General features: G+C 66.6%; 27 protein-coding genes and 1 tRNA gene. 14 read left to right on the forward strand and 14 right to left on the reverse strand.

What is annotated here, in order from left to right; translation table 11 throughout:
* Positions 1-78 precede the first annotated feature (78 nt).
* The 5 genes from AB9K35_RS05040 to AB9K35_RS05060 all read left to right on the forward strand — a co-directional run bounded on the left by AB9K35_RS05040 (position 79) and on the right by AB9K35_RS05060 (position 4,098).
* Positions 79-1,305 (forward strand): SPOR domain-containing protein, encoded by a 1,227-nt coding sequence (locus AB9K35_RS05040; RefSeq protein WP_369924774.1) that lies wholly within the window; start codon positions 79-81, stop codon positions 1,303-1,305.
* A 44-nt stretch (positions 1,306-1,349) separates the two neighbouring features.
* Entirely contained in the window at positions 1,350-2,357 is a 1,008-nt protein-coding gene (nagZ, locus tag AB9K35_RS05045; RefSeq protein ID WP_369924775.1) for a beta-N-acetylhexosaminidase, read from the forward strand.
* Positions 2,350-3,144, forward strand: coding sequence for a ScpA family protein (locus AB9K35_RS05050; RefSeq protein ID WP_369924776.1), 795 nt, complete (start codon positions 2,350-2,352; stop codon positions 3,142-3,144). The genes nagZ and AB9K35_RS05050 overlap by 8 nt, the downstream gene beginning before the upstream one ends.
* Complete coding sequence (gene scpB / locus AB9K35_RS05055; RefSeq protein ID WP_222453448.1) at positions 3,144-3,824, forward strand: SMC-Scp complex subunit ScpB; 681 nt, start codon at positions 3,144-3,146, stop codon at positions 3,822-3,824. Before AB9K35_RS05050 ends, scpB begins: the two co-directional genes overlap by 1 nt.
* Before the next feature lie 91 nt (positions 3,825-3,915).
* Complete coding sequence (locus AB9K35_RS05060) at positions 3,916-4,098, forward strand: hypothetical protein (RefSeq protein ID WP_369924777.1); 183 nt, start codon at positions 3,916-3,918, stop codon at positions 4,096-4,098.
* A gap of 37 nt (positions 4,099-4,135) precedes the next feature.
* Here AB9K35_RS05060 and AB9K35_RS05065 read toward each other — a convergent pair whose 3' ends face one another.
* From AB9K35_RS05065 to AB9K35_RS05100, 8 genes are all read right to left on the reverse strand, one after another.
* Positions 4,136-5,215: a 2'-deoxycytidine 5'-triphosphate deaminase gene (locus tag AB9K35_RS05065; protein ID WP_222453446.1), complete on the reverse strand. Its 1,080-nt coding sequence runs from the start codon at positions 5,213-5,215 to the stop codon at positions 4,136-4,138.
* Positions 5,216-5,338: 123 nt separating this feature from the next.
* A tRNA-Pro gene (locus tag AB9K35_RS05070) sits at positions 5,339-5,415 on the reverse strand.
* A 93-nt stretch (positions 5,416-5,508) separates the two neighbouring features.
* Positions 5,509-6,816 (reverse strand): MerR family transcriptional regulator, encoded by a 1,308-nt coding sequence (locus tag AB9K35_RS05075; RefSeq protein ID WP_369924778.1) that lies wholly within the window; start codon positions 6,814-6,816, stop codon positions 5,509-5,511.
* 15 nt (positions 6,817-6,831) lie between these two features.
* Positions 6,832-7,134 (reverse strand): integration host factor subunit alpha, encoded by a 303-nt coding sequence (ihfA, locus tag AB9K35_RS05080; protein WP_222453444.1) that lies wholly within the window; start codon positions 7,132-7,134, stop codon positions 6,832-6,834.
* Between the two features lie 89 nt (positions 7,135-7,223).
* On the reverse strand, positions 7,224-8,201 hold the full coding sequence (locus tag AB9K35_RS05085; RefSeq protein WP_222453443.1) for a beta-ketoacyl-ACP synthase III: 978 nt from the start codon (positions 8,199-8,201) through the stop codon (positions 7,224-7,226).
* 18 nt (positions 8,202-8,219) lie between these two features.
* On the reverse strand, positions 8,220-9,332 hold the full coding sequence (gene plsX, locus AB9K35_RS05090) for a phosphate acyltransferase PlsX (protein ID WP_369924779.1): 1,113 nt from the start codon (positions 9,330-9,332) through the stop codon (positions 8,220-8,222).
* Positions 9,333-9,368: 36 nt separating this feature from the next.
* Positions 9,369-9,575, reverse strand: a complete 207-nt coding sequence (gene rpmF / locus AB9K35_RS05095) for a 50S ribosomal protein L32 (RefSeq protein ID WP_222453441.1) — start codon at positions 9,573-9,575, stop codon at positions 9,369-9,371.
* A gap of 224 nt (positions 9,576-9,799) precedes the next feature.
* Positions 9,800-10,351 carry a DUF177 domain-containing protein gene (locus AB9K35_RS05100; protein ID WP_222453440.1) on the reverse strand — a complete coding sequence of 184 codons (552 nt, stop codon included), beginning with the start codon at positions 10,349-10,351 and terminating at the stop codon, positions 9,800-9,802.
* 101 nt (positions 10,352-10,452) lie between these two features.
* Between AB9K35_RS05100 and AB9K35_RS05105 the strand changes: the two genes are divergently transcribed.
* The 3 genes from AB9K35_RS05105 to AB9K35_RS05115 all read left to right on the forward strand — a co-directional run bounded on the left by AB9K35_RS05105 (position 10,453) and on the right by AB9K35_RS05115 (position 13,651).
* Positions 10,453-10,926 (forward strand): outer membrane protein assembly factor BamE, encoded by a 474-nt coding sequence (locus tag AB9K35_RS05105; protein ID WP_369924837.1) that lies wholly within the window; start codon positions 10,453-10,455, stop codon positions 10,924-10,926.
* A 106-nt stretch (positions 10,927-11,032) separates the two neighbouring features.
* Positions 11,033-11,779 (forward strand): GNAT family N-acetyltransferase, encoded by a 747-nt coding sequence (locus AB9K35_RS05110; RefSeq protein ID WP_369924780.1) that lies wholly within the window; start codon positions 11,033-11,035, stop codon positions 11,777-11,779.
* An 87-nt stretch (positions 11,780-11,866) separates the two neighbouring features.
* The gene (locus tag AB9K35_RS05115; protein ID WP_369924838.1) at positions 11,867-13,651 is read left to right on the forward strand and encodes an ABC-F family ATP-binding cassette domain-containing protein; all 1,785 of its coding nucleotides are present in this window, start codon (positions 11,867-11,869) and stop codon (positions 13,649-13,651) included.
* Positions 13,652-14,154: 503 nt separating this feature from the next.
* Here the strand turns inward: AB9K35_RS05115 and AB9K35_RS05120 are convergent.
* Positions 14,155-14,910 carry a 3-hydroxyacyl-CoA dehydrogenase gene (locus AB9K35_RS05120; protein ID WP_369924781.1) on the reverse strand — a complete coding sequence of 252 codons (756 nt, stop codon included), beginning with the start codon at positions 14,908-14,910 and terminating at the stop codon, positions 14,155-14,157.
* A 107-nt stretch (positions 14,911-15,017) separates the two neighbouring features.
* The gene (locus AB9K35_RS05125) at positions 15,018-15,953 is read right to left on the reverse strand and encodes a GNAT family N-acetyltransferase (RefSeq protein WP_369924782.1); all 936 of its coding nucleotides are present in this window, start codon (positions 15,951-15,953) and stop codon (positions 15,018-15,020) included.
* Positions 15,954-15,981: 28 nt separating this feature from the next.
* On the opposite strand from AB9K35_RS05125, the gene AB9K35_RS05130 reads away from it, so the two are divergent.
* Positions 15,982-16,137, forward strand: a complete 156-nt coding sequence (locus tag AB9K35_RS05130; RefSeq protein ID WP_369924783.1) for a hypothetical protein — start codon at positions 15,982-15,984, stop codon at positions 16,135-16,137.
* A 451-nt stretch (positions 16,138-16,588) separates the two neighbouring features.
* Here the strand turns inward: AB9K35_RS05130 and tyrS are convergent, their stop codons facing one another.
* Positions 16,589-17,842, reverse strand: coding sequence for a tyrosine--tRNA ligase (gene tyrS / locus AB9K35_RS05135; protein WP_369924784.1), 1,254 nt, complete (start codon positions 17,840-17,842; stop codon positions 16,589-16,591).
* A 230-nt stretch (positions 17,843-18,072) separates the two neighbouring features.
* Between tyrS and AB9K35_RS05140 the strand changes: the two genes are divergently transcribed.
* Positions 18,073-19,158, forward strand: a complete 1,086-nt coding sequence (locus AB9K35_RS05140; RefSeq protein ID WP_369924785.1) for an anhydro-N-acetylmuramic acid kinase — start codon at positions 18,073-18,075, stop codon at positions 19,156-19,158.
* A gap of 75 nt (positions 19,159-19,233) precedes the next feature.
* Here the strand turns inward: AB9K35_RS05140 and AB9K35_RS05145 are convergent, their stop codons facing one another.
* Complete coding sequence (locus tag AB9K35_RS05145) at positions 19,234-19,650, reverse strand: cupin domain-containing protein (RefSeq protein WP_369924786.1); 417 nt, start codon at positions 19,648-19,650, stop codon at positions 19,234-19,236.
* Between the two features lie 57 nt (positions 19,651-19,707).
* Between AB9K35_RS05145 and AB9K35_RS05150 the strand changes: the two genes are divergently transcribed.
* Positions 19,708-21,126, forward strand: a complete 1,419-nt coding sequence (locus AB9K35_RS05150; RefSeq protein ID WP_369924787.1) for a YdiU family protein — start codon at positions 19,708-19,710, stop codon at positions 21,124-21,126.
* A 14-nt stretch (positions 21,127-21,140) separates the two neighbouring features.
* On the opposite strand, the gene AB9K35_RS05155 is transcribed toward AB9K35_RS05150, so the two are convergent.
* Positions 21,141-21,650 (reverse strand): AAA family ATPase, encoded by a 510-nt coding sequence (locus tag AB9K35_RS05155; protein ID WP_369924788.1) that lies wholly within the window; start codon positions 21,648-21,650, stop codon positions 21,141-21,143.
* Positions 21,651-21,933: 283 nt separating this feature from the next.
* On the opposite strand from AB9K35_RS05155, the gene AB9K35_RS05160 reads away from it, so the two are divergent.
* Positions 21,934-22,638: an endonuclease/exonuclease/phosphatase family protein gene (locus AB9K35_RS05160; protein ID WP_369924789.1), complete on the forward strand. Its 705-nt coding sequence runs from the start codon at positions 21,934-21,936 to the stop codon at positions 22,636-22,638.
* A 324-nt stretch (positions 22,639-22,962) separates the two neighbouring features.
* On the opposite strand, the gene AB9K35_RS05165 is transcribed toward AB9K35_RS05160, so the two are convergent.
* Positions 22,963-24,282 carry a DEAD/DEAH box helicase gene (locus AB9K35_RS05165; protein ID WP_369924790.1) on the reverse strand — a complete coding sequence of 440 codons (1,320 nt, stop codon included), beginning with the start codon at positions 24,280-24,282 and terminating at the stop codon, positions 22,963-22,965.
* Positions 24,283-24,633: 351 nt separating this feature from the next.
* Here AB9K35_RS05165 and AB9K35_RS05170 point away from each other — a divergent pair, with 351 nt between their 5' ends.
* Positions 24,634-25,047, forward strand: coding sequence for a Fur family transcriptional regulator (locus AB9K35_RS05170; protein ID WP_369924791.1), 414 nt, complete (start codon positions 24,634-24,636; stop codon positions 25,045-25,047).
* Between the two features lie 205 nt (positions 25,048-25,252).
* The gene (locus AB9K35_RS05175; protein ID WP_369924792.1) at positions 25,253-26,164 is read left to right on the forward strand and encodes a DMT family transporter; all 912 of its coding nucleotides are present in this window, start codon (positions 25,253-25,255) and stop codon (positions 26,162-26,164) included.
* Positions 26,165-26,302: the final 138 nt, after the last annotated feature.

Consider the following 26,302-nt stretch of genomic DNA (forward strand, 5'->3'; position numbering starts at 1 on the left):
CGCTGGTATGAGGCAGTTCAAGAGACTTGGAAAGCAGCGCCCCACGGGGTGCTGCTGCACCGGGCAGTGAGGCGGACAATGGCGTATTTCGCGCAGGCAGGCCAGGGGCGTGCCTTCACCCAAGGTGATGTTCAGGAACAGGAAACAGCCGCAAGCGGTGCCTACGGGCAGGGCTATGCGGGGGGATATCAGGCGCAGGTGAACCCGGCCCCCGGCTACCAGCCGCAGGGGTATCACGCGCAGGGATATCAACCGCAAGGCTACGCGCCGCAGGGCTATCCCGCCGAACAGGCATATGCCGGCCCAGGGGCCGAACCGCAGTATACCTACGCCGAACCGGATGAATTCGGCTATGTGCCGCCTGCGCCGGGACAGGCCCGCGCGGGCATGACGCAGACGCTCAGGCTGCTGGGCGCTGCGGCATCGGTGGCGCTCGTCGCCGGGGTCGGTGTCTGGGGCTACAAGCTGGTGATGCGGGATGTCAGCGGCGTGCCGGTGGTGCGCGCAGCCGAAGGCCCGATGCGGGAGGCTCCGGCCAACCCCGGCGGCATCCAGGCCGACCATCAGGGGCTGGCGGTGAATGCCGTGGCCGCGCAGGGCAGCGCCGCCGCGCCAGCCGATCGGCTGACGCTGGCACCTGCCGCCATCGAACTGACCGAGGACGACAAGCCGCAAGCACTGCTGACGGCGCAGGTCTCTGCGCAACAGGCGGCCGCCACGGCCCAGCCCTCCGAGGATGCGGGCGTCAGCGAGGCCGCGGTTGCCTCCTTCCAGAACGGCGATATCGATGCGCTGGTGGCCGAACTGGCGGCCGAAGCCGAAAGCCTCTCGGCGGCCACCCCGGCCTCGGCCCCCGCCATCGTGCAGCCGGAACCGCTGCGCCCGGCACTGGCGGACGCGGCCAAGATTTCTCCGGCCTTGTTGAATGCACCGGGCGTGAAACGTTCCCTGCGCCCGCCGACCCGTCCGGCGCGGATCACCCGGACCGCTGCCGCCGCTCCTGCGGTTGCCGCCAGCCGCGCCACGGTGGAAGTCGACCCCGCCACCCTGCCGCCGGGCACACGACTCGCGCAACTCGGGGCCTATGAAAGCGCCGAGATCGCCCGCGCCGAGTGGGATCGGATCTACGCGCGGTTCTCTGATTTCCTGGCAGGCAAGCAGCGGGTGATCCAGCGCGCCGAAAGCGGCGGTCGCACCTTCTACCGGCTGCGGGCGATGGGGTTCGAAGGGCTGTCGGACACCCGCCGGTTCTGCTCGGCGCTGGTGGCTGGCGATGCGGACTGCATTCCTGTAACTACACGCTGACGACGCCCCGCACGGCGGGGGCGGGCCGCACAGCAGGAGGCAGCATGACCTACGGAGCCACCATCCTCGACGCCGAAGGGCTTCGCCTCAGCGCGGAGGAAAAGGCGTTTTTCCGTGATGCGAACCCTTTCGGGTTCATCCTGTTTGCCCGCAACATCGAAAGTGCCGACCAGACCCGCGCCCTGTGCGATGACTTCCGCGAGGCGGTGGGCCGCGACTGCCTCATCACCATCGACCAGGAGGGCGGACGGGTGCAGCGGCTGCGGGCGCCGCTGGCACGCGACTGGCTGCCGCCGCTGGACCATGTGCAGCGGGCCGGGGCGGCGGCAGAGCGGGCGATGTACCTGCGCTACCGGCTGATCGCGCATGAGCTGCGCGCGCTTGGCATCGACAGCAACTGCGCGCCGGTGGGCGATGTCGCCTGCGCGGTGACGCATCCGTTTCTGAAGAACCGCTGCTATGGCAGCGATGCCGCGGCGGTGGCCCGGCTGGGCCGCGCGGTGGCAGAGGCGCATCTCGACGGTGGCGTGCTGCCGGTGCTGAAGCATCTGCCCGGCCATGGCCGCGCCACTGCCGACAGCCACAAGGACCTGCCGCGGGTGAGCGCTCCGGCGGCGGAGTTGGAACAGGCGGATTTCGCGGCCTTTCAGGCGTTGAACGACCTGCCGATGGCGATGACCGCGCATCTGGTCTACGAGGCCTATGACGCCGAGCGCCCGGCCACCATATCGCCGGTGATGACGCAGCTGATCCGCGAGACAATCGGCTTTGACGGCCTGCTGATGAGCGACGACATCTCGATGAAGGCGCTGCGCGGCGCGCCGCAAGACATTGCCCGCGCCACCATCGCGGCGGGCTGCGACGTGGTTCTGTTCTGCAACGCCCCGCTGGCCGAGCGCCGCGCCGTGGCGGAGGCGGCCGGGCAGATGAACGCGGCAGCGCAATACCGCGCAGAGGCCGCTCTGGCTGCCCGCAAAGCCCCTGCGGAGCTTGACATTCAGGCCGCCGAAGACGAACTTGCCGCCCTCATGGGCGGGCAGGTGTATGGCTGAGCAGACACTCTTTTCAGAGAAGGATCCAAGTGTAGAGGAACGGCTGGCGGCCGAGGCCTTGATCGTGGATGTGGACGGCTTTGAAGGGCCGCTGGACCTGCTCTTGACGCTGTCGCGCACCCAGAAGGTCGACCTGCGCCGCATTTCCGTGCTGGAGCTGGCCAAGCAATATCTGACCTTCGTTAACCGCGCCAAGGAACTGCGGATCGAGCTCGCGGCCGACTACCTGGTGATGGCGGCCTGGCTGGCGTTCCTGAAATCGCGCCTGCTGCTGCCGCCCGACCCGGAGGAGGAAGGCCCCTCGGGCGAGGAGCTTGCGGCCCACCTCGCGTTCCAGCTGGAGCGGTTGCAGGCGATGCGGGATGCGGCCGCGAAACTGATGGCGCGCGACCGCCTGGGGCGTGACTTCTTTGCCCGCGGCGAGGAGGAAAACGTCGCGCGGATCAAGACCGTCACCTATACCGCCAACCTGTTGGATCTGATGCAGGCCTATGCCCGCATCCGCACCAAGGAAGATTTCCGCCCCTTCGTGATGGACCGCGACTCGGTCTTCACCATGGAGGAGGCGCTGGACCGGATGCGGCACCTTTTGGGCTTTGCCGGCGACTGGACCGACCTGATCAGCTATCTGCCCGATGGCTGGCACAGCGATCCGGTCAAGCGCCGTTCGGCCACCGCCGCGACCTTTGCCGCCTCTCTGCAGTTGGTCAAGGAAGGCAAGGCCGAGCTGCGCCAGAGCGAAACATTTGCGCCGATCCAGCTGCGCAGCCTCGACGAGGACGAATGATGGAAGATCAGATGATGGACGGGCCGTCCACTTCCGGGCGGACCGAGAATGATACGCTGTTCGATGCGCCGCCGATGGCCGAGCAGGAGCGGATGGTAGAGGCGGTGCTGTTTGCCAGTGCCGAGCCCGTCACCTTGCGGGACCTTGAGGGGCGGATGCCGCCGGGCTGCAACCCGCGCGAGGCGCTGGAGCATCTGCGCAAGCGCTACGAGGGGCGTGGCGTGCGGGTGGTGCGGCTGGGCGAGGCCTGGGCGATCCGCACCGCGCCGGACCTTGGCTTCCTGATGCAGAAGGAAACCACCGAGCTGCGCAAGCTCAGCCGTGCCGCGATCGAGACGCTGGCGATCGTTGCCTATCACCAGCCGGTCACCCGGGCGGAGATCGAAGAGATTCGCGGTGTCTCCGTTTCGCGGGGCACCATCGATCAGCTTCTCGAGATGAACTGGATCCGTCTGGGCCGCCGTCGGATGACGCCGGGACGGCCGGTTACTTTCGTGGTGACGCCGGAGTTCCTCGATCATTTCGGCCTCGAGAGCGCCCGCGACCTGCCGGGCCTGAAGGAACTGCGCGCCGCGGGCCTGCTGGAAAACCGGCCGCCGCCGGGCTCCTTGCCGCTGGGGCAGGGCGATTCCGACGACGACGAACCCGCGGACGAGCAGGCGGAACTCTTCGAGGAATAAACGGCCCTCCGCCGGTTTGGCGGGGCCATGCCTCGAAATCGCCAAGCTTTGCGGCTAGGCTGGCCTCTGAACGTCAGGGGAGGCATCGGCCATGACACTGAATGCGATCGTCAACATGGTGCTGCGGCGCCTGCTGCGACGCGCGGTCAACATGGGCATCAATGCATCGATCAAGGCGGCCTCCAACCGGGGGCAGGCCGCCCGCCGTGATGTCGCGCGGGAGGACACGGCCTCGGGCATTCCACGGCTCAAACAGCGCCGCAGACCGAAATAGATCTTCGGATCAGGCGGCCGCAGCCACCGTGAAGGGGTTATTCTGGGGACTTGAAGTGTTTGGACAGCTTCAGCCCTTGGCCCTGGTAGTTGGAGGCAATACCCGCGCCATAGAGCTGCTGCGGCACCTCGGCCATCTTCTCGTAGACCAGCCGCCCAACGACCTGCCCGTGTTCAAGCACAAAGGGCGCTTCGTGGCAGCGCACTTCCAGCACTCCGCGCGATCCGGTGCCACCGGCGGCATCATGGCCGAATCCGGGGTCGAAGAAGCCCGCGTAATGCACCCGGAACTCGCCGACCATCGCCAGGTAGGGGGCCATCTCGGCGGCATAGGCGGGCGGGATATGCACCGACTCGCGGCTGACCAGGATGTAAAAGGCACCGGGATCGAGGATGATGCGGCCATCCTTGGTGCGCACCTCTTCCCAGTACTCCTGCGGATCGTATTCGCCGATCCGGTCCAGATCGATGACCCCGGTGTGCGGCTTGGCGCGGTAGCCGACCAGATCCGTGCCGGGCAGCTTCAGATCGACCGAAAAGCCAAGTCCGTCCTCGATCACCGCGGGGCCGTCCACCAGTGGCGTACCAGCGTGCAGCATCTTCAGTTCGGCGTCCGACAGCACCGCCTGCCCGGTGCGGAACCGGATCTGGTTGAGCCGCATGCCCGGCCGCACCAGCACCGAGAACGACCGCGGGCAGATTTCGGCGTAGAGCGGGCCGCTGTAACCCGGCTTGATCCGGTCGAATTCCTCGCCGCCGTCGGTGATGGTGCGGGTCAGAAGGTCGAGGCGCCCGGTCGAGCTTTTGGCGTTGGCCACCGCCGAGACGGTGTCGGGCAGGGCCAGGCTCTCCATCAGCGGCACCACGTAGACGCAGCCCTTCTCCAGCACCGCACCCTCGCTTAGGTCAATGCGGTGCATTTCAAACTCGCTCAGCCGGTCAGAGACGCTGCTGCCCTGTCCTGCGAGGAAAGAGGCGCGCACGCGGTAGGCGACCCGGCCCAGCCGCAGATCCAGGCTGGCGGGTTGGACCTGGCCTTCCGCGCAGGGAGCATCAAGGATGATCTCACCACGTTCCAGCATCTTTTCAATGGTTTGGCCGGGCAATACGCCTGTCATCTTCTGCTCCCTCCGCACCGGTGTTCCGGTAATGCTGTCCCATCGGAGGGTTTCGCGCAATTGGCAAAACCTCCGCGGGATATGAAAACACCCGGTCGCCAGAAGCAACCGGGTGTTTTTCAATGGTCGGGCTAGCAGGACTCGAACCTGCGACCTTCCGTCCCCCAGACGGACGCGCTACCAGGCTGCGCCATAGCCCGTTGAGGAGCCTTCTAACCTTTTTCGCGGCAGGGGCAAGAGGGGGCGATAAAGTTTTTTCCAAAACAGGCGGAAAACTTTGCCGGAGGCTGCATTTAGCGACCGTCGATCCAGGCCCGCAGCGCCTGGGCGCAATCGGCGATCTCCGCGGTGAGGTGGGGCGGCAGCTGTTCCAGTTGCGCCAGATGCGTCAGCACGCCGGGCACCACAGATTGCGGCGCGGCGGCGGGTGCCGGTTGCGGGCTGTCCTCCGTCGAAGGCTGTTCAGCATCCAGTTGCGGCAGCTCCACTGGCCTTGCGCTGGCAGCGGCACCAGCTGTGGGGGCGGAAACCGGGGCAGCGGGCGCGACGGTCGGCAAGTCCGCGGGTTCCGGCTCCTCCTCGAAGCCGGCGGCGAAGTCCAGCGGCTGGACCTGGCGGCGGGCCTCATCGAGATCCTGTGGCGGGAAGGGGGCCGAATCCGTGTCCTCTGTCTCAGGCTCCTGTGCTGGCGTTTGGGGCTGTGCCTCTGCAGTCGTGCTTTCCGGTGGCAGGGCTGTCGCCTCGTCGCCGAAGTCCAGTGGCATGTCGGGTACAAGGTCCGCCGCCGCCAGCAAGGCGTCCTCCGGTTGCGGGTCGGCCATCTCGGTTTCGATCTGCGGTGGTTCAGACAGCACCAGTGTGTCCGGCCCAACGGATTCGGGGGCCGAGTCTGCCGCGGGCGAAGCGGGATCTTCGAAGGTGGGGCGGGCGTCCTCAGCCAATGGCTGCAGCGATTCGCTGTCCGACACTGCGGCGGTCTCTCCTTGCGGCTCCGCCTCGGTCTCGAACTCGCTCTCGGATTCGGCGTGATGCGGCGGCGCTTCGGGGGCAGGGGCCTCTTGTGTCGAGGCGGGGAAGTCCATCTGCATCTGCGGCGCAGGCGCTGCCTCCTCGGGCGCGGGCGTGGCGGGGTCGGAGGTCGGGAGCGGGGCGGTCTTGGCCGCGGCGGCCGGGAAGCCGAGCACATTGTCGCTGGTCGCAACGGGGGCGGGCTGCGCCTCCTGCGCCAGCTGCATGCTTTCCTGCCAGTCGCTGCCCAGAGTGTCGGCGGCAGGCTGCGGATCCGCGGGCGTCCGCGGACTGTCGTCCTGCGGGCTGTCTTCGCCGTCCAGCGGCTGCGACAGGGCGGCAACGTGGGACACGCCGCGGTCGCGTAGCAAGGTCTGCACGTCCTTGATGCTCAGCCCGTCATCATGCAGCAGCTTGCGGATGCCGCCCAGCAGCAGCATGTCCGCAGGCCGGTAGTAGCGGCGCCCGCCGGCCCGCTTGACAGGTTTGACCTGGGTGAACTTGCTCTCCCAGAAGCGCAGTACATGCGCCTGCACGCCCAGCCATTCCGCAACTTCGCTGATGGTGCGGAAGGCATCCGGTGATTTCGACATGGCTGTTTGGTCCCGTTACTTACGGTTGCCCTCTGCCACGCGGTCTTTCATCAGGTGGGACGGCCGGAAGGTCAGCACGCGGCGCGGCTGGATCGGCACCTCTTCGCCAGTCTTCGGGTTGCGCCCGACGCGGGCCGACTTGTCCCTTACGCTGAATGTCCCGAACGAGGAGATCTTCACCTGTTCGCCGCGCACCAGGGCGTCCGACATATGTTGCAGCATGCTTTCCACCAGCTGCGCGCTTTCATTGCGCGACAGGCCGACTTCGCGGAAAACCGCTTCGCTCAAATCCATTCGTGTCAGTGTTTTTTCGCCCATACCATTCCCCGTTGTTTCCCAAAGCATAGGGCGCAGAGAATTTCCCTGTCAATATCAATGAATTGCGGGTGGTCTTTCTGGCGGATCTGCTACCAGCGCAGCACGACGGCTCCCCAGGCGAGCCCGCCGCCAATGGCCTCGGTCACGATCAGGTCGCCCTGCTTGATCTGGCCGCGCGCCTTGCCGACGGAGAGGGCCAGCGGGATCGAGGCGGCGGAGGTGTTGCCGTGATCCTGCACGGTTACCACCACGTTGTCCATGCTCAGTCCCATTTTCTTGGCCGTGCCCTGGATGATGCGGATGTTGGCCTGATGCGGCACGATCCAGTCCACGTCCTCGGCTGCCAGGCCCGCGCGCTCCAGCGCGGTCGTGGCGGTGGAGGCGAGCTTCTCGACGGCGTGGCGGAACACCTGGTTGCCTTGCATCCGCAGATAGCCGGTGGATTGCGTCGACACGCCGCCATCCACATAAAGCAGGTCCTTGTAGCGCCCGTCAGAGTTGAGGTCGGTCGACAGGATGCCGCGGTCGTCGCTGGTGCCGCTTTGCTCCTGGGCTTCCAGCAGCAGCGCACCGGCGCCATCGCCGAACAGCACGCAGGTCGAGCGGTCGCTCCAGTCCATGATGCGGCTGAAGGTTTCGGCACCGATCACCAGCACCCGCTCCGCCTGGCCCGAGGCCAGCAGCGCATTGGCGTTGGACAGCGCATAGACAAAACCCGCGCAGACCGCCTGCACGTCAAAGGCAAAGCCGCGGGTCATGCCCAGCTTGGCCTGCACCATGGTGGCGGCCGAGGGGAAGGTGAGGTCGGCGGTGGAGGTGGCGACCACGATGGCATCGACGTCGTCGGCTGTCAGGCCGGCGTCCGCCAGCGCGGCCTCCGCGGCCCTGGCGGCCATGTCGGAGGTCGTCTCACCCTCGGCGGCGAAATGGCGGCGCTCGATGCCGGACCGGGTACGGATCCATTCGTCCGTGGTATCCAGTTCCGGCATTGCTTCGAATTCCGCGTTTTCAACAACCCGTTCGGGGAGATAGTGGCCAGTGCCTACAACTACCGCACGTCGCGTCATCCGGTGCCTGCCTTGTTGTTAGTCTTGATCTGTGGCTGCCCGCAGCGCGCGGTCAGCCGGGTCATCTTGGGGAGGCGCACCGGCAGATGCAACCCGTGCCGCCAGTTTTTCGGCAAAACCCTGCTGCGCCAGCCGGAAAGCCAGTTTCACGGCAGCCGAAACTCCGGTGGCATCGGCGCCGCCGTGGGATTTCACCACGGTGCCGTTCAGGCCCAGGAACACGCCGCCGTTGACGCGCCGCGGGTCCAGCCGTTTCGACAGGCGTTTCAGCGAGGTCATCGCCAACAGCGCGGCAATCCGGGACAGGAAGGAATACTGGAACGCCTCGCGCAGGGCGGTGCGCATCAGCGTGGCGGTGCCTTCGCCGGTCTTGATCGCCACATTGCCGGTGAACCCGTCGGTGACGATCACGTCGGCGATGTCGCCGGGAATGTCGCTGCCTTCGACAAAGCCCACGAATTCGAACTGCGACCGCGCCGCGTTCTCGGCGATCAGCCCGTAGGCTTCCTTCAGTTCGGCGCGGCCCTTGTGCTCCTCGGTGCCGACATTCAGCAGGCCCACACGCGGGCAGGCGATGTCCATCGAGTTGCGCACGTAAGAGGTGCCCATCAGCGCGTATTGCAGCAGATCCTCGGCATCCGCCTTCACGTCGGCGCCGACGTCCAGCATCACGTTGAACCCTTGCGGGTTCAGCGACGGCCAGAGAATTGCAATGGCAGGGCGGTTGACGCCTGGCAGTTTGCGCAGGCGCAGCATCGACAGAGCCATCAACGCGCCGGTGTTGCCACAGGATACGGCACCGGCGGCTTCACCATTCTTGACCGCGTCAAGCGCGGACCACATCGAGGTGCCCTTGCCGTTGCGCATCACCTGGGAGGGCTTGTCCTCCATGGTGACCACATCGCGCACGTCGCGGATCTCGACCCGGCCATCCAGGGCACGCCGCTTGTCGACCAGCGGCTTCAGCTGGTCGGCGGGACCGTGAAGAATGAACCCGATATCGGGGTTCTTCTCGGCAGACATGGCAATGCCGGCCACCACAACCGCGGGGCCGGCGTCTCCGCCCATGGCGTCAACAGAAATGGTGATGCGGCCGGCTTTTGCCTGAATGTGATCGGGTTTACCCGTCATGCGAAAGCCTGCCTGGCATCAAATCCTGTCCGTGGCTTACGCCGCGTCCTCGTCGATCTCGATCTCGTCAGCTGCTGCGACAATCTCTTTGTTGTCGTAGTGGCCGCAGGAGGGGCACACGTGGTGCGGGCGTTTCAGCTCGCCGCAGTTGCCGCATTCGTTCGGGTTTGCAGCAACCAAGGCATCGTGCGCGCGGCGGTTGTTGCGGCGCGATTTGGATACTTTGTTCTGTTGGACGGCCATGTCTCAACCTTTGTCTGTTTGGGCCTTGGGGGCAGCCCCGCGGCGCGATTGCGTTCTGTTCGATCAGTCTGACGTGCGTTTAGGCGTCTGCCTTAGCATTGTCCAACCAAAAATTCCGATGAGCGCGCGAAAATACTGCGAATCTCCGTCGGCGCAAGGGGTTTTTTAGGGCAGCGCCCGCAAGGGTTCCAGCCGGAAATTCAGCTGCCGGCGAAAAATGCGCGTCAATCTTCCGGCGTGTCGTCCTTTTGCTCCAGCTGCCCGCGCAAGGCGGCCAGGCCGGCAAAGGGGCGGGTGTCCTCGTCACGCATCGGCGTGACGCCTTTTTCGGCATAGACCGCTTCGCCCAGGCTGGCGCCTTCCTTGCGCGGATAGGCTGGGATATGCAGCGCCAGCGCCTCGGTCATCACCGCGGCGGGGTCGATATGGCTGCCGAGCGGCTCGGTGGTGTCATCCTCCGGCATCTCGACTTCTTCCTCGTCGGGAGTCTCGAAATGCGCAAGGTAGGTGATCTGCACCGGCTCGTCGATCCGGGTGGTGACCGGTTCCAGCGTCACGACGCAGTCCTGCACCACGGTGGCCCCCAGGGTGCCGGTCAGCTGCCAGTCAGCCTTGCCGATGGCGCGGATCTGGCCGGTGAAGCGCAGCTTGCGCAGTCCGGTCACGCCCAGTTCCGTCGCCAGGGCATCCAGCGCCGGTTTGTCCGGTGTGATCTCGAATGGGGTGGGGGCGTTCTGTGGCAGATCGGCCACCCGCAGGGCGGTGCTGTCAGTCATGGTCGGGAACTTTCGTTTCTTGAACCGGAAGCGGTCATTAGGTAATCGGGTTGCCAGATGTATTCAAGCCGCCGGTTGCGGCGGCGGCTCGGGGGGCCATGATGTTTGCCAAGGGATTTGATCTTAAACCTGTTCTGCGCACCGCGGTTTTTGTGGCCGTGGGGGTGGCGCTAAGCGCCTGCGCGGCGACCTACCGCAAGCATGGCTACGTGCCGTCTCCGGATCAGCTGGCCGAGGTGGTGCCGGGGATCGACACGCGGGATTCCGTGGCCGAGACCATTGGCGTGCCGTCCTCGACCGGCGTGCTGAATGACAGCGGCTACTACTATGTCGCGACCCGGTTCCGCCATTATGGCGCCGCAGCGCCCAAGCCGGTGTCCCGAGATCTGGTGGCGATCAGCTTTGACACCGCCGGCGTTGTGCAGGGAATTCAGCGGTACAACCTCGAAGACGGCAAGGTGGTGCCTCTTGAGCGCCGCGTGACCAGCTCGAGCGTGCAGGATTCCACCTTCCTGCGGCAGTTGCTGGGCAATCTGGGCAACTTCAGCCCCGACCAGTTCATCGGCGACAACTGACACGGCTGAAACAGGGTGCGCGCTTGCACCGCCCCCGCGCGCAGGTCTTCACCGCGCTGTCACAGCGCCTATGCTAAGGGCTGAGCCGGAGCACGGGGAGGCCGCGATGGCAGAACCACAGATCGCGTTGAGCAAGGGGCGTTACCGGGCGCGGCAGGCGGCGGGGGCGGCGGATGTCGCCGCGGCGCAGGCCCTGCGCAGCCTGTGTTTTAAAACGGCTCAGCCGGACCGCGACGCGCATGATGCGCTCTGTACCCATGTTCTGGTCGAAGACATCGACACCGGCGCGCTGGTCTGCTGCTTTCGATTGCTGGTGCTGGAAGATGGCAGCGGCCTCGCACGGAGCTATGCGGCGCAGTTCTATGATCTCGCGGCGCTGCAGGGCTTTGCCGGACGCATGGTCGAGATGGGACGGTTCTGCATCCATCCCGAATCGTCCGACCCTGATATTCTGCGGGTTGCCTGGGGCGCCATGACCGCCTTTGTCGACCGCATGGCGGTGCGCCTGCTGTTCGGCTGCTCGTCCTTTGCGGGCACGACGCCGCTGCCCTATCTGGATGCCTTTGCGCTGTTGCGGCAGCGCCACCTGGCGCCGGGGCGCTGGCAGGCCGGCTGCAAGGCGCCCGACGTCTTTCGCTTTGCCACGGGGCCGCAGCGACGGCCCGACGTGAAGCGGGCGATGCTGCAGATGCCGCCATTGCTGCGGACCTATCTGTTGATGGGGGGCTGGGTCAGCGACCACGCGGTGGTGGATCGGGACCTCAACACGCTGCATGTGTTCACCGGGCTGGAAATCAACGCGATTCCCGCCGCGCGCAAGCGGCTGCTGCGGGCCGTTGCCGGCCAGGGCTGAGTATTTCTGGAAAGATGAAAGGCGGGCGTTGACGCGTTTCTGCCGCCGGGGTAGCAGCCTGTCATGGCACGTATTCCTCTTTTGCAGATGTCCGGCATTTCCCTCACCTTCGGGGGCGATCCGGTTTTCGCCGATCTTGATCTGGTGGTGCAGCCGGGCGACCGGGTGGCGCTGGTGGGCCGCAACGGATCGGGTAAATCCACCTTGATGAAGGTGATGGCGGGTATTGTCGAAGCTGACAGTGGCTCGATCGTGGTGCCGCCCGGCCGCTCCGTCGGCTACATGGAGCAGGATCCCAAGATGGAGGGGTTTGCTACCCTGGGTGATTTCGCCGCCAGCGGGCTGGAGCCGGGCGAGCTTTACAAGGTGGAGCGTGCGGGCGAGGGGCTGAAGTTCGACCCGGCGCGGCCGGTGGAGACCGCCTCGGGCGGCGAGCGGCGGCGTGCCGCGCTGGCCAAGCTGATGGCCGAGGCGCCGGACCTGATGCTGCTGGACGAGCCGACCAACCACCTGGACATCGAGGCGATCACCTGGCTGGAGGAGGAGCTGAAATCGACCCGCGCCGCCTTTGTGCTGATCTCCCACGACCGGGCGTTTCTGCGCGCCTTGACCCGCGCCACCCTGTGGGTGGACCGCGGCCAGGTGCGCCGCCAGGAAAAGGGGTTCGAGCATTTCGAGGCCTGGCGCGACAAGATCTGGGAAGAGGAAGACCAGCAGCGCCACAAGCTGAACCGGCTGATCAAATCGGAAAGCCGCTGGGCAGTGGAGGGCATCTCGGCCCGGCGCAAGCGCAACATGGGCCGGGTGCGGGCCTTGCAGGATCTGAAGGCGGAGCGCGCCAGCCAGATCAAGCGGCAGGGCACCGCCGAGATGGCGCTTGAGGCTGGGCCGAAATCGGGCCGCAAGGTGATCGAGGCGGAGGGGCTGAGCAAGGCTTTCGGCGACAAGGAGATCGTCAGGGATTTCTCGCTGAAGGTGCAGCGCGGCGACCGGGTGGCCTTTGTCGGCCCCAACGGGGCGGGCAAGACGACGCTGCTGAAGATGCTGCTGGGCATGGAAGAGCCGGATGCGGGCGCGGTGCAGCTGGGCACCAACCTGGAAATTGCGCTGTTCGACCAGACCCGTGACCAGCTGGATGGTGATGCGAGCCTGTGGGAGAACCTGACCTCGGACCCGCTGCTGGGGATTTCCGGCAAGGCCGACCAGGTGATGGTGCGCGGCCAGCCCAAGCATGTGGTCGGCTATCTGAAGGAATTCCTGTTCGATGAACGGCAGGCGCGGGCGCCGGTGCGGTCCTTGTCGGGCGGCGAGAAGGCGCGGCTGCTGCTGGCGCGGCTGATGGCGCGGTCCTCGAACCTGCTTGTCCTGGACGAACCTACCAACGATCTGGACGTGGAGACGCTGGACCTGTTGCAGGAACTGCTGGACGGCTACGACGGCACCGTGCTGCTGGTCAGCCACGACCGCGATTTCCTGGACAGGGTGGCCACCACCACCATCGCGATGGAGGGCAATGGCCGGGTCACCGCCTATGCGGGCGGCTGGAGCGACTACCTGGCGCAGCGCGGCCCGCTGGAGGGCCAGGCAAAGCCCGAGAAGGCAAAACCCGCCAAGCCCAAGCCCAAGCAGGAGAGCCAGCCCAAGGACGGCCTGAGCTTCAAGGAAAAACACCGGCTGGACGCGCTGCCCGGCGAGATCGAGCGGCTGGAGGCGGAGATCGGCAAGCTGCAGGAGCTGATGGCGGACCCGGAGCTGTTCACCCGCGAGCCGGTCAAGTTCAAGAAGGCCACCGAGGCCTTGGTCGAACGGCAGGAAAAGCTGGCCGCGGCCGAGGAAGAATGGCTGCTCTTGGAGGAGAAGGCCGGGGGCTGATGTCGCTCGGCCGGGTAAGACAGCAAGGCTGACCCATTGTTTCGCGCGCGAAACAATGGGTCAAAGACACTGTCGTAAGGCTTTGTGATTTATCAATAAACATATCTGCTGGGTAAACGTCGCGGGCGCCGGGGTTTGCGTTTGTCTTCTTGTCTTTGGCGGACCATTGGCACGGATCCGCGGGCGGCGGCGCGCAGGCGCGTGCAACACCGGCGGGCGCTGTTGCCGCAACAGTTTGGCTTTCAAGGGTGAGCGGGGTGTCGGCGCAGGCGCAGCGCTCCCGCGCCCGCAGGTGTTCCGGCTGCGCCGGAAAACTTTTGTGCAGCCTTGGGCCGGGCGTTGCTGCGCAACGCTGAAGATATCTGCTGAGAAGCGCTTGCGGGGCAAATGTGCCCCGCAAGGCGCCATATCGAGTGTGTGTGCCGCTGATTGCGCGTCAAGGGTGAACCCGTGCTGCGCACGGCGGCTTTGCCGCCCTTGACCCGCAACCAGCGGTGGGCGCGTCAGCGCATGCGCAGGGCGCCGTCGATGCGGATGACCTCGCCATTCAGATAGCCCATTTCGACGATGAATCCGGCGAGGCGGCCAAATTCGCGCGGATCGCCCAGCCGGGCCGGGTTGGGGACGTCGGCGGCGAGCTGCTGCTGCACCTCTTCGGGCAGGCCGGCCAGCATCGGGGTCATGAAGATGCCCGGCGCGATGGTCATCACCCGGATGCCCAGAGAGGCCAGATCGCGCGCCATCGGCAGGCACATGCCCGCAACCCCGCCCTTTGAAGCGGCATAGGCGGCCTGGCCCTTTTGGCCGTCGAAGGCGGCGATGGAGGCGGTGTTGATGATGACGCCGCGGGCGCCGTCCGCGTCGGGAGCGTTCTTGGCGATTTCGGCGGCGGCGAGGCGGGCGACGTTGAAGGTGCCGACAAGGTTGATGTCGATGGTGCGCCTGTAGGCGTCCAGCGGATGCGGGCCGTCCTTGCCCACGGTCTTGGCGCCGATGGCGATGCCGGCACAGTTCACGCAGGCGGTGATCTTGCCCATCTTGTCGGCGGCATGGGCGATGGCGGCCTGCACCGAGGCTTCATCCGTGACATCGGTCTGGGCGAAGTGGCCGCCGATGTCCCTAGCCACCTGCGGGCCGCGCTCCGCGTCGCGGTCCAGAATGGTGACCTGCGCGCCTTGTTCGGCGAAATGGCGGGCGGTGGCCTCGCCGAGGCCGGAGGCGGCGCCGGTGATGACGGCGGCGGTGTCTGCGAGTTTCATGGGCGGGTCTCCTCCCGGTTATCTGAACGTGTGTTCATATAATCCGGGGCAGGCGGCCCTGTCCAGCGGCGCGGCGGGGCGGGACGGCACGTCGCGGCGGTTTGCCGCTAGGCCTGCATCAGCCGTCGGTCCAGCGCGGCGAGCGGGCGCAGCAGGCGGCCCAGCGGCGGCCAGAGCGCCCAGGTGCCGCCGAGGCGGTGCAGGCTCGCGCCGGTGCCGAGCTTGAACCGGGCAAGGCCAGCGGCGTCCTCTGTGTTGATCAGCCCGAGGTCGAGCTGGCGGACGCCCTTGGCGGCGAGCCAGGACATTGCCTCCCACATCAGGAGGTTATGGGCGCTGAGATGGCGGCCGCGGGCGGTGGAATGGGCGATGTGATAGCTGGCGGCGCTGTTTGCGCCGCTGCCGTGGGTCAGGATCAGCATGGCGGCGACGGGCTCGCGGCCCTCGAAGGCCTGGAACAGTTTGGCGCGGCCCTTGTTCTGCCGCGCATAGGCCAGCGTCAGCGGCACCGGCCAGCTGCGGTAGCCGCGCGCCGCCTGCTGGGCGCTGTCGGCGGCGAGCAGCCAGTGGTCGGGGTCGTCCGGCATGTTCTGGCGGGTCAGGCGCAGGCCTTGGGCGGCGGCGTGGTTCAGCCGGTTGCGCCATTTCTGATGCAGCGCGGCGCGGCGCTGCTGCGGATCCGGGGTGAGGTCCAGCAGGGCAACATGGGCGGGGCTCATCAGCGGCACGGCGCCGTGGTGGGCCAGGTCCGGGGGCGCAGTTTCGGGGGTCAGGATCAGTGGCGTGCGGCCAAGGCCGGTTGCGCGCAACCGGGCGATAAGTCCCGGCAGATCGTCAACTGGTGCACGGTTGATCATGGCGGCGTGGAGCCCGCCCGCAAAGCGGCGGCGCAGCACCAGCACGTCGGGGGAATGCAGGGTACCGGCCAGCCAAAGCGGGGTCTGGCCGCAGGCGCCGAGGGCGCGGGCAAATTCTGCGGATTGCTGCAGCGCGGCTGGACGTGCGGTGGTGGTTGCGGCGGGTTCCGGGGGGCGATCGAACATGCACCGTATTAACGCGCTGGAAACCTAAATGATGGTTAATAAAGCGATGAAAAAGCGAAGTGAAGTTCTGGGCCAGTCTGCGCCGGCGCCGCGGGTGACCAGGGCGGCAGCGGTGCTGCTGGCGGCGGCATTGTCGGTGCCGGTTTTCCTGCTGTTGACGCTGGCGGATTGGCTGCTGTTTTAGGTGGCGCTGCGTGACTGCTTTGCGCGGGGAGAGGCTCCCGCGCCCGCAGATGTTCTGGCTGCGCCAGAGCATCTTTTACGGCCTTGGGCCGGGCGCCGCTGCGCGGCGGGCTGCTGGCGCAGCAGGAAGATCCGCTGAGAGGCGCTGAAGGGCAGGTCTGCCCATCAGCGCCAGTACCAGTTTATGTTCGCCCTGGCCGCGTCAAGGGTGAACCGTGCTGCGCACGGCGGCTTTGCCGCCCTTGACCCGGCCTGGGCGGGGTGGGCGCTGAGTCCGTTGCCGTGGGCGGAGACATTGAAAGGGCAGAGCTGCCGCAGCACGCGGGAGCGTGCTGCCCGGCCCAACCATGAAGTTCCATCTGCGATGGCACTGGAATGGGCGGGAGGGGCTGGAACAGCATGAAAAAAAGGGAGCCCGAAGGCTCCCTTTGACGGGTGGTGAGGTCGGTGGCTCAGTCGGCCAGCTGCACCAGCGCGTGGCGCTTTTTGCCTGCGCTGAGCTTGATCGGCGACGTGAGCGCGCCTGCGTCGATCATCAGGCCTGCGTCGGTCAGCGGCTGGTCATCCAGCTTGGCGCCGTTCTCGGCGATCAGGCGCTTGGCGTCTTTGCCGGATTTCGCCAGCCCCGACTTCACGATCAGCTGCACGATCGAGATGCCGTCGCCCAGATCCGCAGGCGACAGGGTCAGCGTGGGCAGGTCGTCACCGATGCCGCCCTTTTCAAATACTTCGCGGGCGGTGGCTTCGGCTGCCGCCGCGGCCTCGGGACCGTGCAAGAGCTTGGTCACCTCATTGGCGAGGATCACCTTGCCCTCGTTGATCTCGGAGCCTTGCAGCGCGCCAAGGCGCTCGCATTCGTCAACCGGCAGCTCGGTATAGAGCTTGAGGAAGCGGCCGACGTCGGCGTCGGTGGTGTTGCGCCAGAACTGCCAGAACTCATACGGCGAGAGCATCTCGCCATTGAGCCAGATCGCGCCGCCCTGGGACTTGCCCATCTTGCGGCCGTCCGAGGTGGTCAGCAGCGGCGAGGTGAGGCCGTAGACCTCGTGGTCGATCACCCGGCGGGTGAGGTCGATGCCGTTGACGATGTTGCCCCACTGGTCCGAGCCGCCCATCTGCAGGATGCAGCCGTAGCGGCGGTTCAGCTCCATGAAGTCATAGGCCTGCAGGATCATGTAGTTGAATTCCAGGAACGACAGCGACTGCTCGCGGTCGAGGCGCGATTTCACGGACTCGAACGACAGCATCCGGTTCACCGAGAAATGGCGGCCGATGTCGCGCAGGAATTCGAGGTAGTTCAGATTGTCGAGCCACTCGGCGTTGTTGAGCATGATGGCGTCGTTTTCGCCGTCGCCGTAGGTCAGGTAATTGGCGAAGACCTTTTTCATACCGGCAATATTGGCGTCGATCTGTTCGGGGCCCAGCAGCGGGCGCTCGTCCGAACGGAACGAGGGGTCGCCCACCTTGGTGGTGCCGCCGCCCATCAGGGTGATCGGTTTGTGGCCGGTCTTTTGGAGCCAGCGCAGCATCATGATGTTCAACAGGTGCCCCACGTGCAGCGACTGCGCGGTGGCGTCATAACCGATATAGGCAGGCTGAACCCCCTTCAGCAGCGCCTCGTCCAGGCCCTGATAATCGGTGCAGTCGGCCAGATAGCCGCGTTCCATCATTACAGCGATGAAATCCGATTTGGGAGTGTAGGTCATGACATGCCTCGGTCTCTTGGTTTGCACCTAGCCCCTATAAATCGCATCCGCGCGGGTTGGAACCTGTTTTCCCGGCAATTTATGCGCGGTAGTATCCGCGCGAACGGGCAGGGCAGGCCCGGAGGCTGTGAAGGGGCAGGCGGATGGGCAGAGCCATCGCAAGAGCGGGCGCAAGGACAGGCGCAAAGACGGGCCCGAAGGCTGGCCCAAGGACTGGCCCAAAGACTGGGATGGTGCGGGCCTTGGGCGCGATGAGCGGCACCTCGCTGGACGGGGTGGATGCGGCTGAGGTGGTGACCGACGGCGAGCGCATCCAGAGCTTTGGCAAGAGCCGCTACCGCGAATACACCGCGGCAGAGCGCGAGGTGCTGCGTGCGGGTCTCGGCAAATGGACCGGGCCGGAGGTCGAGGCTGCGGCGGAGGTCTGCGACCGCGTCCATGCGGAGGTGCTGGCGGGGTTCAGCGAGGCCGAGATCATCGGTTTTCACGGTCAGACCCTGGCCCATGCGCCGCGCCGCCAGGGCACGCTGCAGGTGGGCGACGGCGCGGCGCTGGCAGAACGGCTGGGCAAGCCCGTGGTCTGGGATTTCCGCAGCGATGACGTGGCGATGGGCGGGGAGGGCGCGCCGCTGGCGCCGTTCTTTCACTTCGCCTGCGCGAAATACATCGGTGCGACCCGGCCGTTGTGCTTTCTGAACCTCGGTGGGGTGGGCAACCTCACCTATGTCGATCCGCGGTTTGAACGTCCCGAAGACGCGGGCGCGCTGATTGCCTTTGACACCGGCCCGGCCAATGCGCCGGTCAATGATCTGGTGCAGGAGCGGCTGGGCATCCCGTGGGACGTGGACGGCAAGGTGGCGCGGTCTGGCACCGTGGAAACCGGCGCGCTGGAGCTGTTCCTGGCCGAGCCCTATTTCGCGCGAATGCCGCCCAAGTCGCTGGACCGGAACGATTTTGCCGAGATGGTCTCCTTGGTCAAGGAACTGTCTGATGCCGATGCCGCAGCCACGCTGACGGCGATGTGCGCTGCCGGGGTGGCGCAGGGGATGGAGCATTGCCCGGAGCCGCCCGAAATGGTGCTGGCCACTGGCGGCGGGCGACATAACCCGGTGTTGATGGAGATGCTGCGGGTGTCGCTGGACTGCCCGGTGAAGCCGGTTGAGGGCGTGGGGCTGGACGGTGACATGCTGGAAGCGCAGGCCTTTGCCCATCTGGCGGTGCGGGTTGCGCGGGGGTTGCCGACCTCGGCCCCGGGCACCACGGGCGTCAGCGCCTGCGTCGGCGGCGGCGTGGTCAGCGTGCCCGGCGAGGCGTGACAGGCGGCAGCTGGGGCGAGAGCTTTGTGAAAAGTTCGCCATGGTCCGCGTAACGGGCGCGCGCCCGCCGACAGGTCAGCGCGGGATGTCGAAACCGGGCGCTGCCAGCTCAAAGCCTTCGAACTGGAAACCGGGTGAAACCGTGCAGCTGACCAGCGTGTAGTCGCCGGTGCTGCGGGCGGCCTGCCAGTGGCCCTCGGGCACCACTAGTTGCAGTGCGCCCTTGGTCAGATCGGGCGTCAGCAGATGGTCCTGTGCCGGGCCTGCATCGCTTGCCGCCATCGACAGCACCAGCGGTGCTCCGGCGTGGTAGAGCCAGATCTCGGCCGCATCGACACGGTGCCAGTGGCTGCGCTCATCGCCCTTCAGCAGGAAATAGATGCAGGTGCCGGTGGGGCGGCCGTCATTTTCGGCGCGCCAGGTTTCCTTGTACCAGCCGCCCTCGGGGTGCTGCTGCAGGCCGAGGTGCTCAATGATCTGGTCCGCGGTCATCTGGAGTATCTCCCGTTTGGTGCTGGTAAATCCCGGTTCCGGGCATATGTTTGGGCCATGACACTGATGATCCCGTTCGACAATACATACGCCGCCCTGCCTGGGGCCTTCCACAGCAAACTGCCGCCGGTGCCGGTGAAGGCGCCGGACCTGCTGGCCTTTAACGAAGACCTGGCCGCGGTGCTGGGCATCAGCGCCGGGGACGCGGCCGAGATGGCGCAGGTCTTTGGCGGCAACATTGTGCCCGAGGGGGCCGAGCCCCTGGCGCAGCTTTATGCCGGGCACCAGTTTGGCACCTACAATCCGCAGCTGGGCGACGGGCGCGCGATCCTGCTGGGTGAGGTGGTGGGGAGCGACGGCATCCGCCGCGACATCCAGCTGAAAGGCTCGGGGCGCACGCCCTATTCGCGGGGCGGCGACGGGCGTGCCTGGCTGGGACCGGTGCTGCGTGAATACGTGGTAAGCGAGGCGATGCACAGCTTGCGCATCCCCACCACCCGCGCGCTGGCGGCGGTGGCCACGGGCGAGACCGTGTGGCGCGAGGGCGGCCTGCCCGGTGCGGTGCTGACGCGGGTGGCGGCCAGCCATCTGCGGGTGGGCACGTTCCAGGTCTTTGCCGCGCGCGGCGACACCGACAGCCTGCGGCAGCTGACGGAGTATGCGATTGCCCGCCATTATCCGGACGCCGAGGGGCCGATGGGGCTGCTGCGGGCGGTGCGTGACGCGCAGGTGACGCTGGTCTCGGCCTGGATGTCGGTGGGGTTCATCCACGGGGTGATGAATACGGACAACTCCTCCATCTCGGGCGAGACGATCGACTACGGGCCTTGCGCCTTCATGGATGTGTATCATCCTAATACGGTGTTTTCCTCGATCGATCGGGGCGGACGCTATGCCTATGCCAACCAGCCCAATATCGCCGTGTGGAACCTGGCCCAACTGGCCACCGCGCTGATCCAGCAGTTGGAAGATCCGCAGGCCGGTGTCGAGGAAGCCACCGAGATCGTTCACGCGATGCCGAAGCTCCTGGAGGAGGCCTGGCTGGCGCGGTTCCGGGCCAAGCTGGGGATCACCTCGGCGCGCGCGGGCGACCTGGAGCTGGTCACCGGCCTGCTGGAGCGGATGGCGCAGAACCAGAGCGATTTCACCAACACGTTCCGGGCGCTGGGCACGGGCGATGCGCGGGACCAGTTCACCGATCCGGCGGCCTTCGACAGCTGGGCCGAAGGCTGGCAGGCTCGGCTGGAGGGAGAGCCGGACCCGCAGGCGCTGATGCGCCGCACCAACCCGGCCTTCATCCCGCGCAACCACCGCATCGAGGAGATGATTGCCAGTGCGGTGGCCGGGGATTTCGCGCCTTTCCACCGGCTGACTACAGTGTTGGCGCGCCCCTATGAGGAGCAGCCGGAGCACGCAGACCTGCAGCGCCCGCCCGCGCCGGAGGAAGTGGTGCAGGCGACCTTCTGCGGCACCTGAGCCGCCGGTCCGCCTCAGCCCGGCTGATCGTGGTAGACAAGCTCAAAGCCTTCATCCGCCGCGGGCGGTTGGAAGTGCTTGGCAAACTGGTGGAACTGCGCCTCGGTTGCGGCAAAGGGGTGATCCCCGCTTGCGTTGCGGCTGCGCAGCCTTGCGAGGCAGACCGCATCCGGCGGCAGCAGCACGTGCATCTGGTGGCGCAGGCCGCTGCGGCTGGCAAGGCCGCGCAGCCAGTGCCGCTGCTGGCGCGTATTGGCGGCAAAATCCAGCACCACCGACAGGCCGCTGTCCAGCAGCGCCGCGACGTGCGGGGCCATGATGGATTGCAGCCGGCCGCTGCAGCGCAGGTAATCGGCGCCGGTGCGGAGCTGACCGGCAAACAGCGCCGCGAGCCAGCGGTCCTCGGCGATCAGGAGCGTGCCGGGCTGGCGGGCAAGCTGAGCCGCCAGGGTGGATTTGCCCGCGGCGATCTTGCCGCAGAACATGTGGAGCGTTGGGTGGGAAGTCGGGTGGGAAGAAGTCATGGAAGGACCCCGCGTGCGGCGCGGTGCGCCGGCTTTGTATGAGAGGTGGGAAGAAAAGTGTTCAGACAGGGTGACCCGGCCCGGCGGTTCAGGCCGGGATGGTAATTCGGATGCAGGTCTTCGGGCCGGTTGTCTGAGCGGTGGGATCCATACGGCAGACTTGCACCGGAACGCCGTCCGTGTCCAGCGGTGCCGCAGGAGCTGGGCCAGCCAAGGCGGTGCGATCTGCTTGTAAGGCGGCGCTGGACGGGTCAATCTGGCGGCAGGACAGCGGAGGGCGCAGATGCCGGATCATCCACCCCGGAACGGGTTGCGGATCGCGACCTATAACATTCAGAAATGCGTCGGCATGGACATGCGACGGCGGCCCGAGCGTATCCTGCAGGTGCTGGAGCGGCTGGGCGCACAGGTCGCGGTCCTGCAGGAGGCCGACAAGCGGCTGCCGCCGCGGCCTGCGGCACTGCCGCCGTTCCTGGTCGAGGAAACCGGCTGGCAGGCGGCGGACCTGGGCGGTGCTGGCTCCTTAGGCTGGCACGGCAATGCGGTCCTCTACCGCGGCGCGGTCGAGTTGACGGACAAGGGCCACATCACGCTGCCGGGGCTGGAGCCGCGCGGCGCGGTCTGGGTGCGGTTTGATACGCCGCTGGGACCGCTGCGGGTGATCGGTGCGCATCTGGGACTGACAGGGCGCGCCCGGCGCGAGCAGATGCGCGCGCTGGCCCGCGCCGCCAAGGCCGATGATGCGGCGGTGGTGCTGGCGGGGGATTTCAACGAATGGTCCCGCGCGCCGGTGCTGGAGCATATCGCGCCCTCCCTGACCTTCCTGCCGCGCAAGGCCAGCTTTCCGGCGCTGCGGCCGCTGGGCGCGCTGGACCGCATCGCCCATTGCCACCGGCTGAAGGCGGTGGCGCATGGGGTGCATGGCGCACGGCCGGCGCATGTGGCCTCGGACCATCTGCCGGTCTGGGCGGATTTCCAGGCGGTGTGAAACGTTCAAGGCGGTGTGGGGCGGGGGAGAGGGGCTCCCGCGCCTGCGGGTGTTTCAGGCTGCGCCTGAACCGCCCTGGCAGGCTTGGGCCCGGCGCTGCTGCGCAGCGCAAGGGGGGGCATAGGAGGCGGGTTGCGGATCAATTGCCGCCGCTCCGCACCGCTCATCTGGCCATGGATTTTATGCTGAGAGGCGCTGACGGGCAGGTCTGCCCGTCAGCGCCATTGCAAGTGTGTGATCCGCCAGCACCGCGTCAAGGGCAGGCCGCGCGTGCCGCGCGGTCCCTGCGGGACCCTTGACCCGGCGCTGGCGGATGGGGCGCGATCAGCGGGCGCGCTGCTTCTGGCTGCGGCGGCGCTGACCGCCGGGCTTGGCGCCCTGCGGTCTGGCGTTCTGGCCGCCCTGGGCACCGTTGCCCCCCTGGCCGCCACCGCCCCGGCGACGCGGACCGCCGCGACGTCCGCCGGGCTTGCCGCCCGGTTTACCGGCGGGGGCCGCGGGATCGGGCATTGCCTCCCAGGCGCGGCCGGAGGCCACGGGGATGGTCAGCTTCATCACCTTCTGGATCGCCTTCAGCTCATCCATCTCATCCGGGGCGCAGAAGGCCACGGCGGCGCCGTCCTTGCCAGCACGGGCGGTGCGGCCAATGCGGTGGACATAGGCGTCCGGCACGTTCGGCAGTTCGTAGTTGTAGACGTACTTCACATCCGGAATGTCGAGACCGCGGGCGGCCACATCGGTGGCGACCAGCACCTTGATGTCGCCGGATTTGAAGGCGGCAAGGGCGCGCTCACGCTGGCCCTGGCTCTTGTTGCCGTGGATCGCGGCAGCTGCAAAGCCTGCCTTGTCCAGGGTCTTCATCAGCTTTTCCATACCCCATTTGGTGCGGCCGAAGACCAGCGTGCGCTCGTCCTTGTGGGTGTCCAAAAGCTCCTTCAAGAGGTTCAGCTTTTCCGCCTTGGCGATGAAGTGCACCGACTGGGTGATCTTGTCCGCGGCCTTGCCCGGGGGCGAGACCTCGATCCGGACCGGGCGTTGCAGGTAGGAATTGGCGATCTCGTTCATCTGCTTGGGCATGGTGGCCGAGAACAGCATGGTCTGGCGTTCGGACGGGATCAGCGCCGCGATCTTGCGCAGGGTATGGATGAAGCCGAGGTCCAGCATCTGGTCGGCCTCGTCGAGCACCAGGAAGTCGCAGGAGCCGAGGTCCAGCGCGCCGCGGTCGAGGATGTCGATCAGGCGGCCGGGGGTGGCGACCAGGATGTCGGTGCCCTTGGCGATGCGGGAGATCTGCGGGTTGATGGAAACGCCGCCGACCACCAGGCCGACCTTCATCGGGGTGCCTTCAGTCAGCCCCTTCAGGGTGTCGGCGATCTGGTTGGCCAGCTCGCGGGTGGGGGCCAGCACCAGGCCGCGCACGGTATGGGCGGCGGGCTTGCGGCCGTATTCCAGCATCCGTGCCACCAGCGGCACGCCGAAGGCGGCGGTTTTGCCGGTACCGGTCTGGGCCAGGCCCAGCACGTCCTTGCCGTTCAGCGCATGGGGGATGGCGCGGGCCTGGATCGGGGTGGGATCGTTGAGGCCCATGTCCTTGAGCCGGGCGAGGAGCTGCTCGGGCAGCCCCATGGTCGAAAATTCAGTCACGTATTGTCCTTTCACGGCCCTGCGGATTGCACGGGCCGGATCCACCGCAACGCGGTGGTATCTTGCGGGTCAGGGACCTCGGGCGTGCACTGGCCGGATGCCAGGCTGCTGGCCTCTGAAATCCCCACGCGTGATTTTGGGAATGGCGGCATATCACTAGACCCCGGACGATTGGTTGAGCGCTGATAGGCGCGGCCGGTTTTGGTCTCTGCTCACGCGGCAGGGAGGGATGCCTTTGCGCTAGATGGCTGTGGATAAGGCGAATGTCAACTGTTGATGAGGGCGAAAAGCCTGTTTTCGGCGCTGGGCGCATCCGCTAAAGAGAAAGGCCAGAAGACCGCGAGGACACCGATGCGAGAGACGATAATCGCCCGATGCGAGGCCAAGGGGCTGCGGATGACCGGCCAGCGCCGGGTGATTGCACGGGTGCTGCAGGACAGCGACGACCACCCGGACGTAGAGGAACTTTACGCGCGCGCCAGCGCACGGGATGCGGCGATCTCGATCGCCACGGTGTACCGGACCGTCAAGTTGTTCGAGGAAGCCGGCATCCTGGAGCGGCTGGAGTTCGGCGACGGCCGCGCGCGCTACGAGGACGCCGATCGCGAACATCATGACCACCTGATCGACATGAACACCGGCGAGGTGATCGAGTTCTGCGACCCCGAGATCGAGGAGTTGCAGGAAAAGATCGCCCGCAAGCTGGGGTACGAGTTGCGCGGGCACAAGCTGGAACTTTACGGGGTGCCGCGCAAGGCGGACTGAGGTCAGCGGCACTGCCCGCCGGGCGATGCCGCGAGCCGGGGGCTTGCGGTCATGAACAATGCGCCGTTGCATCACGAATGGTGATGCGACGCCTCACAGCAAGTCATGGGCGCCTGTCGCAATCAGAGTTGTCGCGCCGCCGAATTGTCGCTTTTGTCCCCGGACGTCCGGCACGCCCGTCGGCAAGCAACAGGAGCGCGCTTCAATGAACAATCTGCATGGCATTCTGCTGGTCATCGCGTCGATGGCGTTCTTCACGCTTGAGGACATGTTCATCAAGCGCCTGTCGGGCTCGCTGCCGGTGGGCCAGATCCTGATGCTGCTGGGCATGATCTGCGCGCTGGTCTTTGCACTGTTGGCCAAGTCCCAGCGGGCGGCGCTGTTTGCGCCGGCTGCCTGGCAGGTGAAGCCGGTGATGCGCGCCGCAACCGAGATGGTTTCGGCCATGGCCTTTGCAACGGCGCTGGCGCGGGTCGAGATTTCCACGGTTGCGGCCGTGTTCCAGGCGACGCCGCTGGTCATCACGATGGGGGCGGCGCTATTTCTGGGCGAGGACGTGGGCTGGCGGCGCTGGTTGGCGATCTGCACCGGTTTCGCCGGGGTGCTGTTGATCATCCGACCGGGGCTGGACGGATTTGAGCCCGCGGCCCTGCTGGTGGTGATTGCGGTGTTGGGCGTGGCGGCCCGGGACTTGTTGACGCGCACGATGAACAGCGCGGTTCCGTCTTCAGTCGTGAGCTTTCAGGCCTATATCACGCTGATCCCGGCGGGCGCCTTGTTGCTCACCTTCACGCCGGGCGATGCCCAGATGCTGGAGGGCGTGGAATGGGGCATGTTGCTGGGGGGCAGCCTGTTCGGCGTCCTGGGGTACTACGGGATCGTGGTGGCAATGCGGGTTGGGGATGCGGCGGCGGTGACACCGTTTCGCTACACGCGGTTGCTGTTCTCGATCCTCGTGGGCGTGGTGGTCTTTGGCGAGAGGCCCGACGCGCTGACCCTGGCGGGGGCGGCGCTGATCATCGGTTCCGGGCTTTACACCTTCGTGCGCGAACAGCGGCTGGCGCGCCAGGCCCGGCGGCGGGCGGCGCAGTTGCAGGCCGGTCGCGCCACGGCCTGACGCCCGCATCCCCATCCTGCGCTGGCCGTTGGCGCAAACAGTGAAATGTTAGCCCTAAACTCCCGAGAATAGGTGCGTTAGCGATAACGAGGGCGGTTTACTTTTCCGCGCCGACTGCTATGACGCTGGCAACGGAAC

This window comes from Leisingera sp. XS_AS12 (assembly GCF_041224635.1).
Lineage (GTDB): Bacteria > Pseudomonadota > Alphaproteobacteria > Rhodobacterales > Rhodobacteraceae > Leisingera.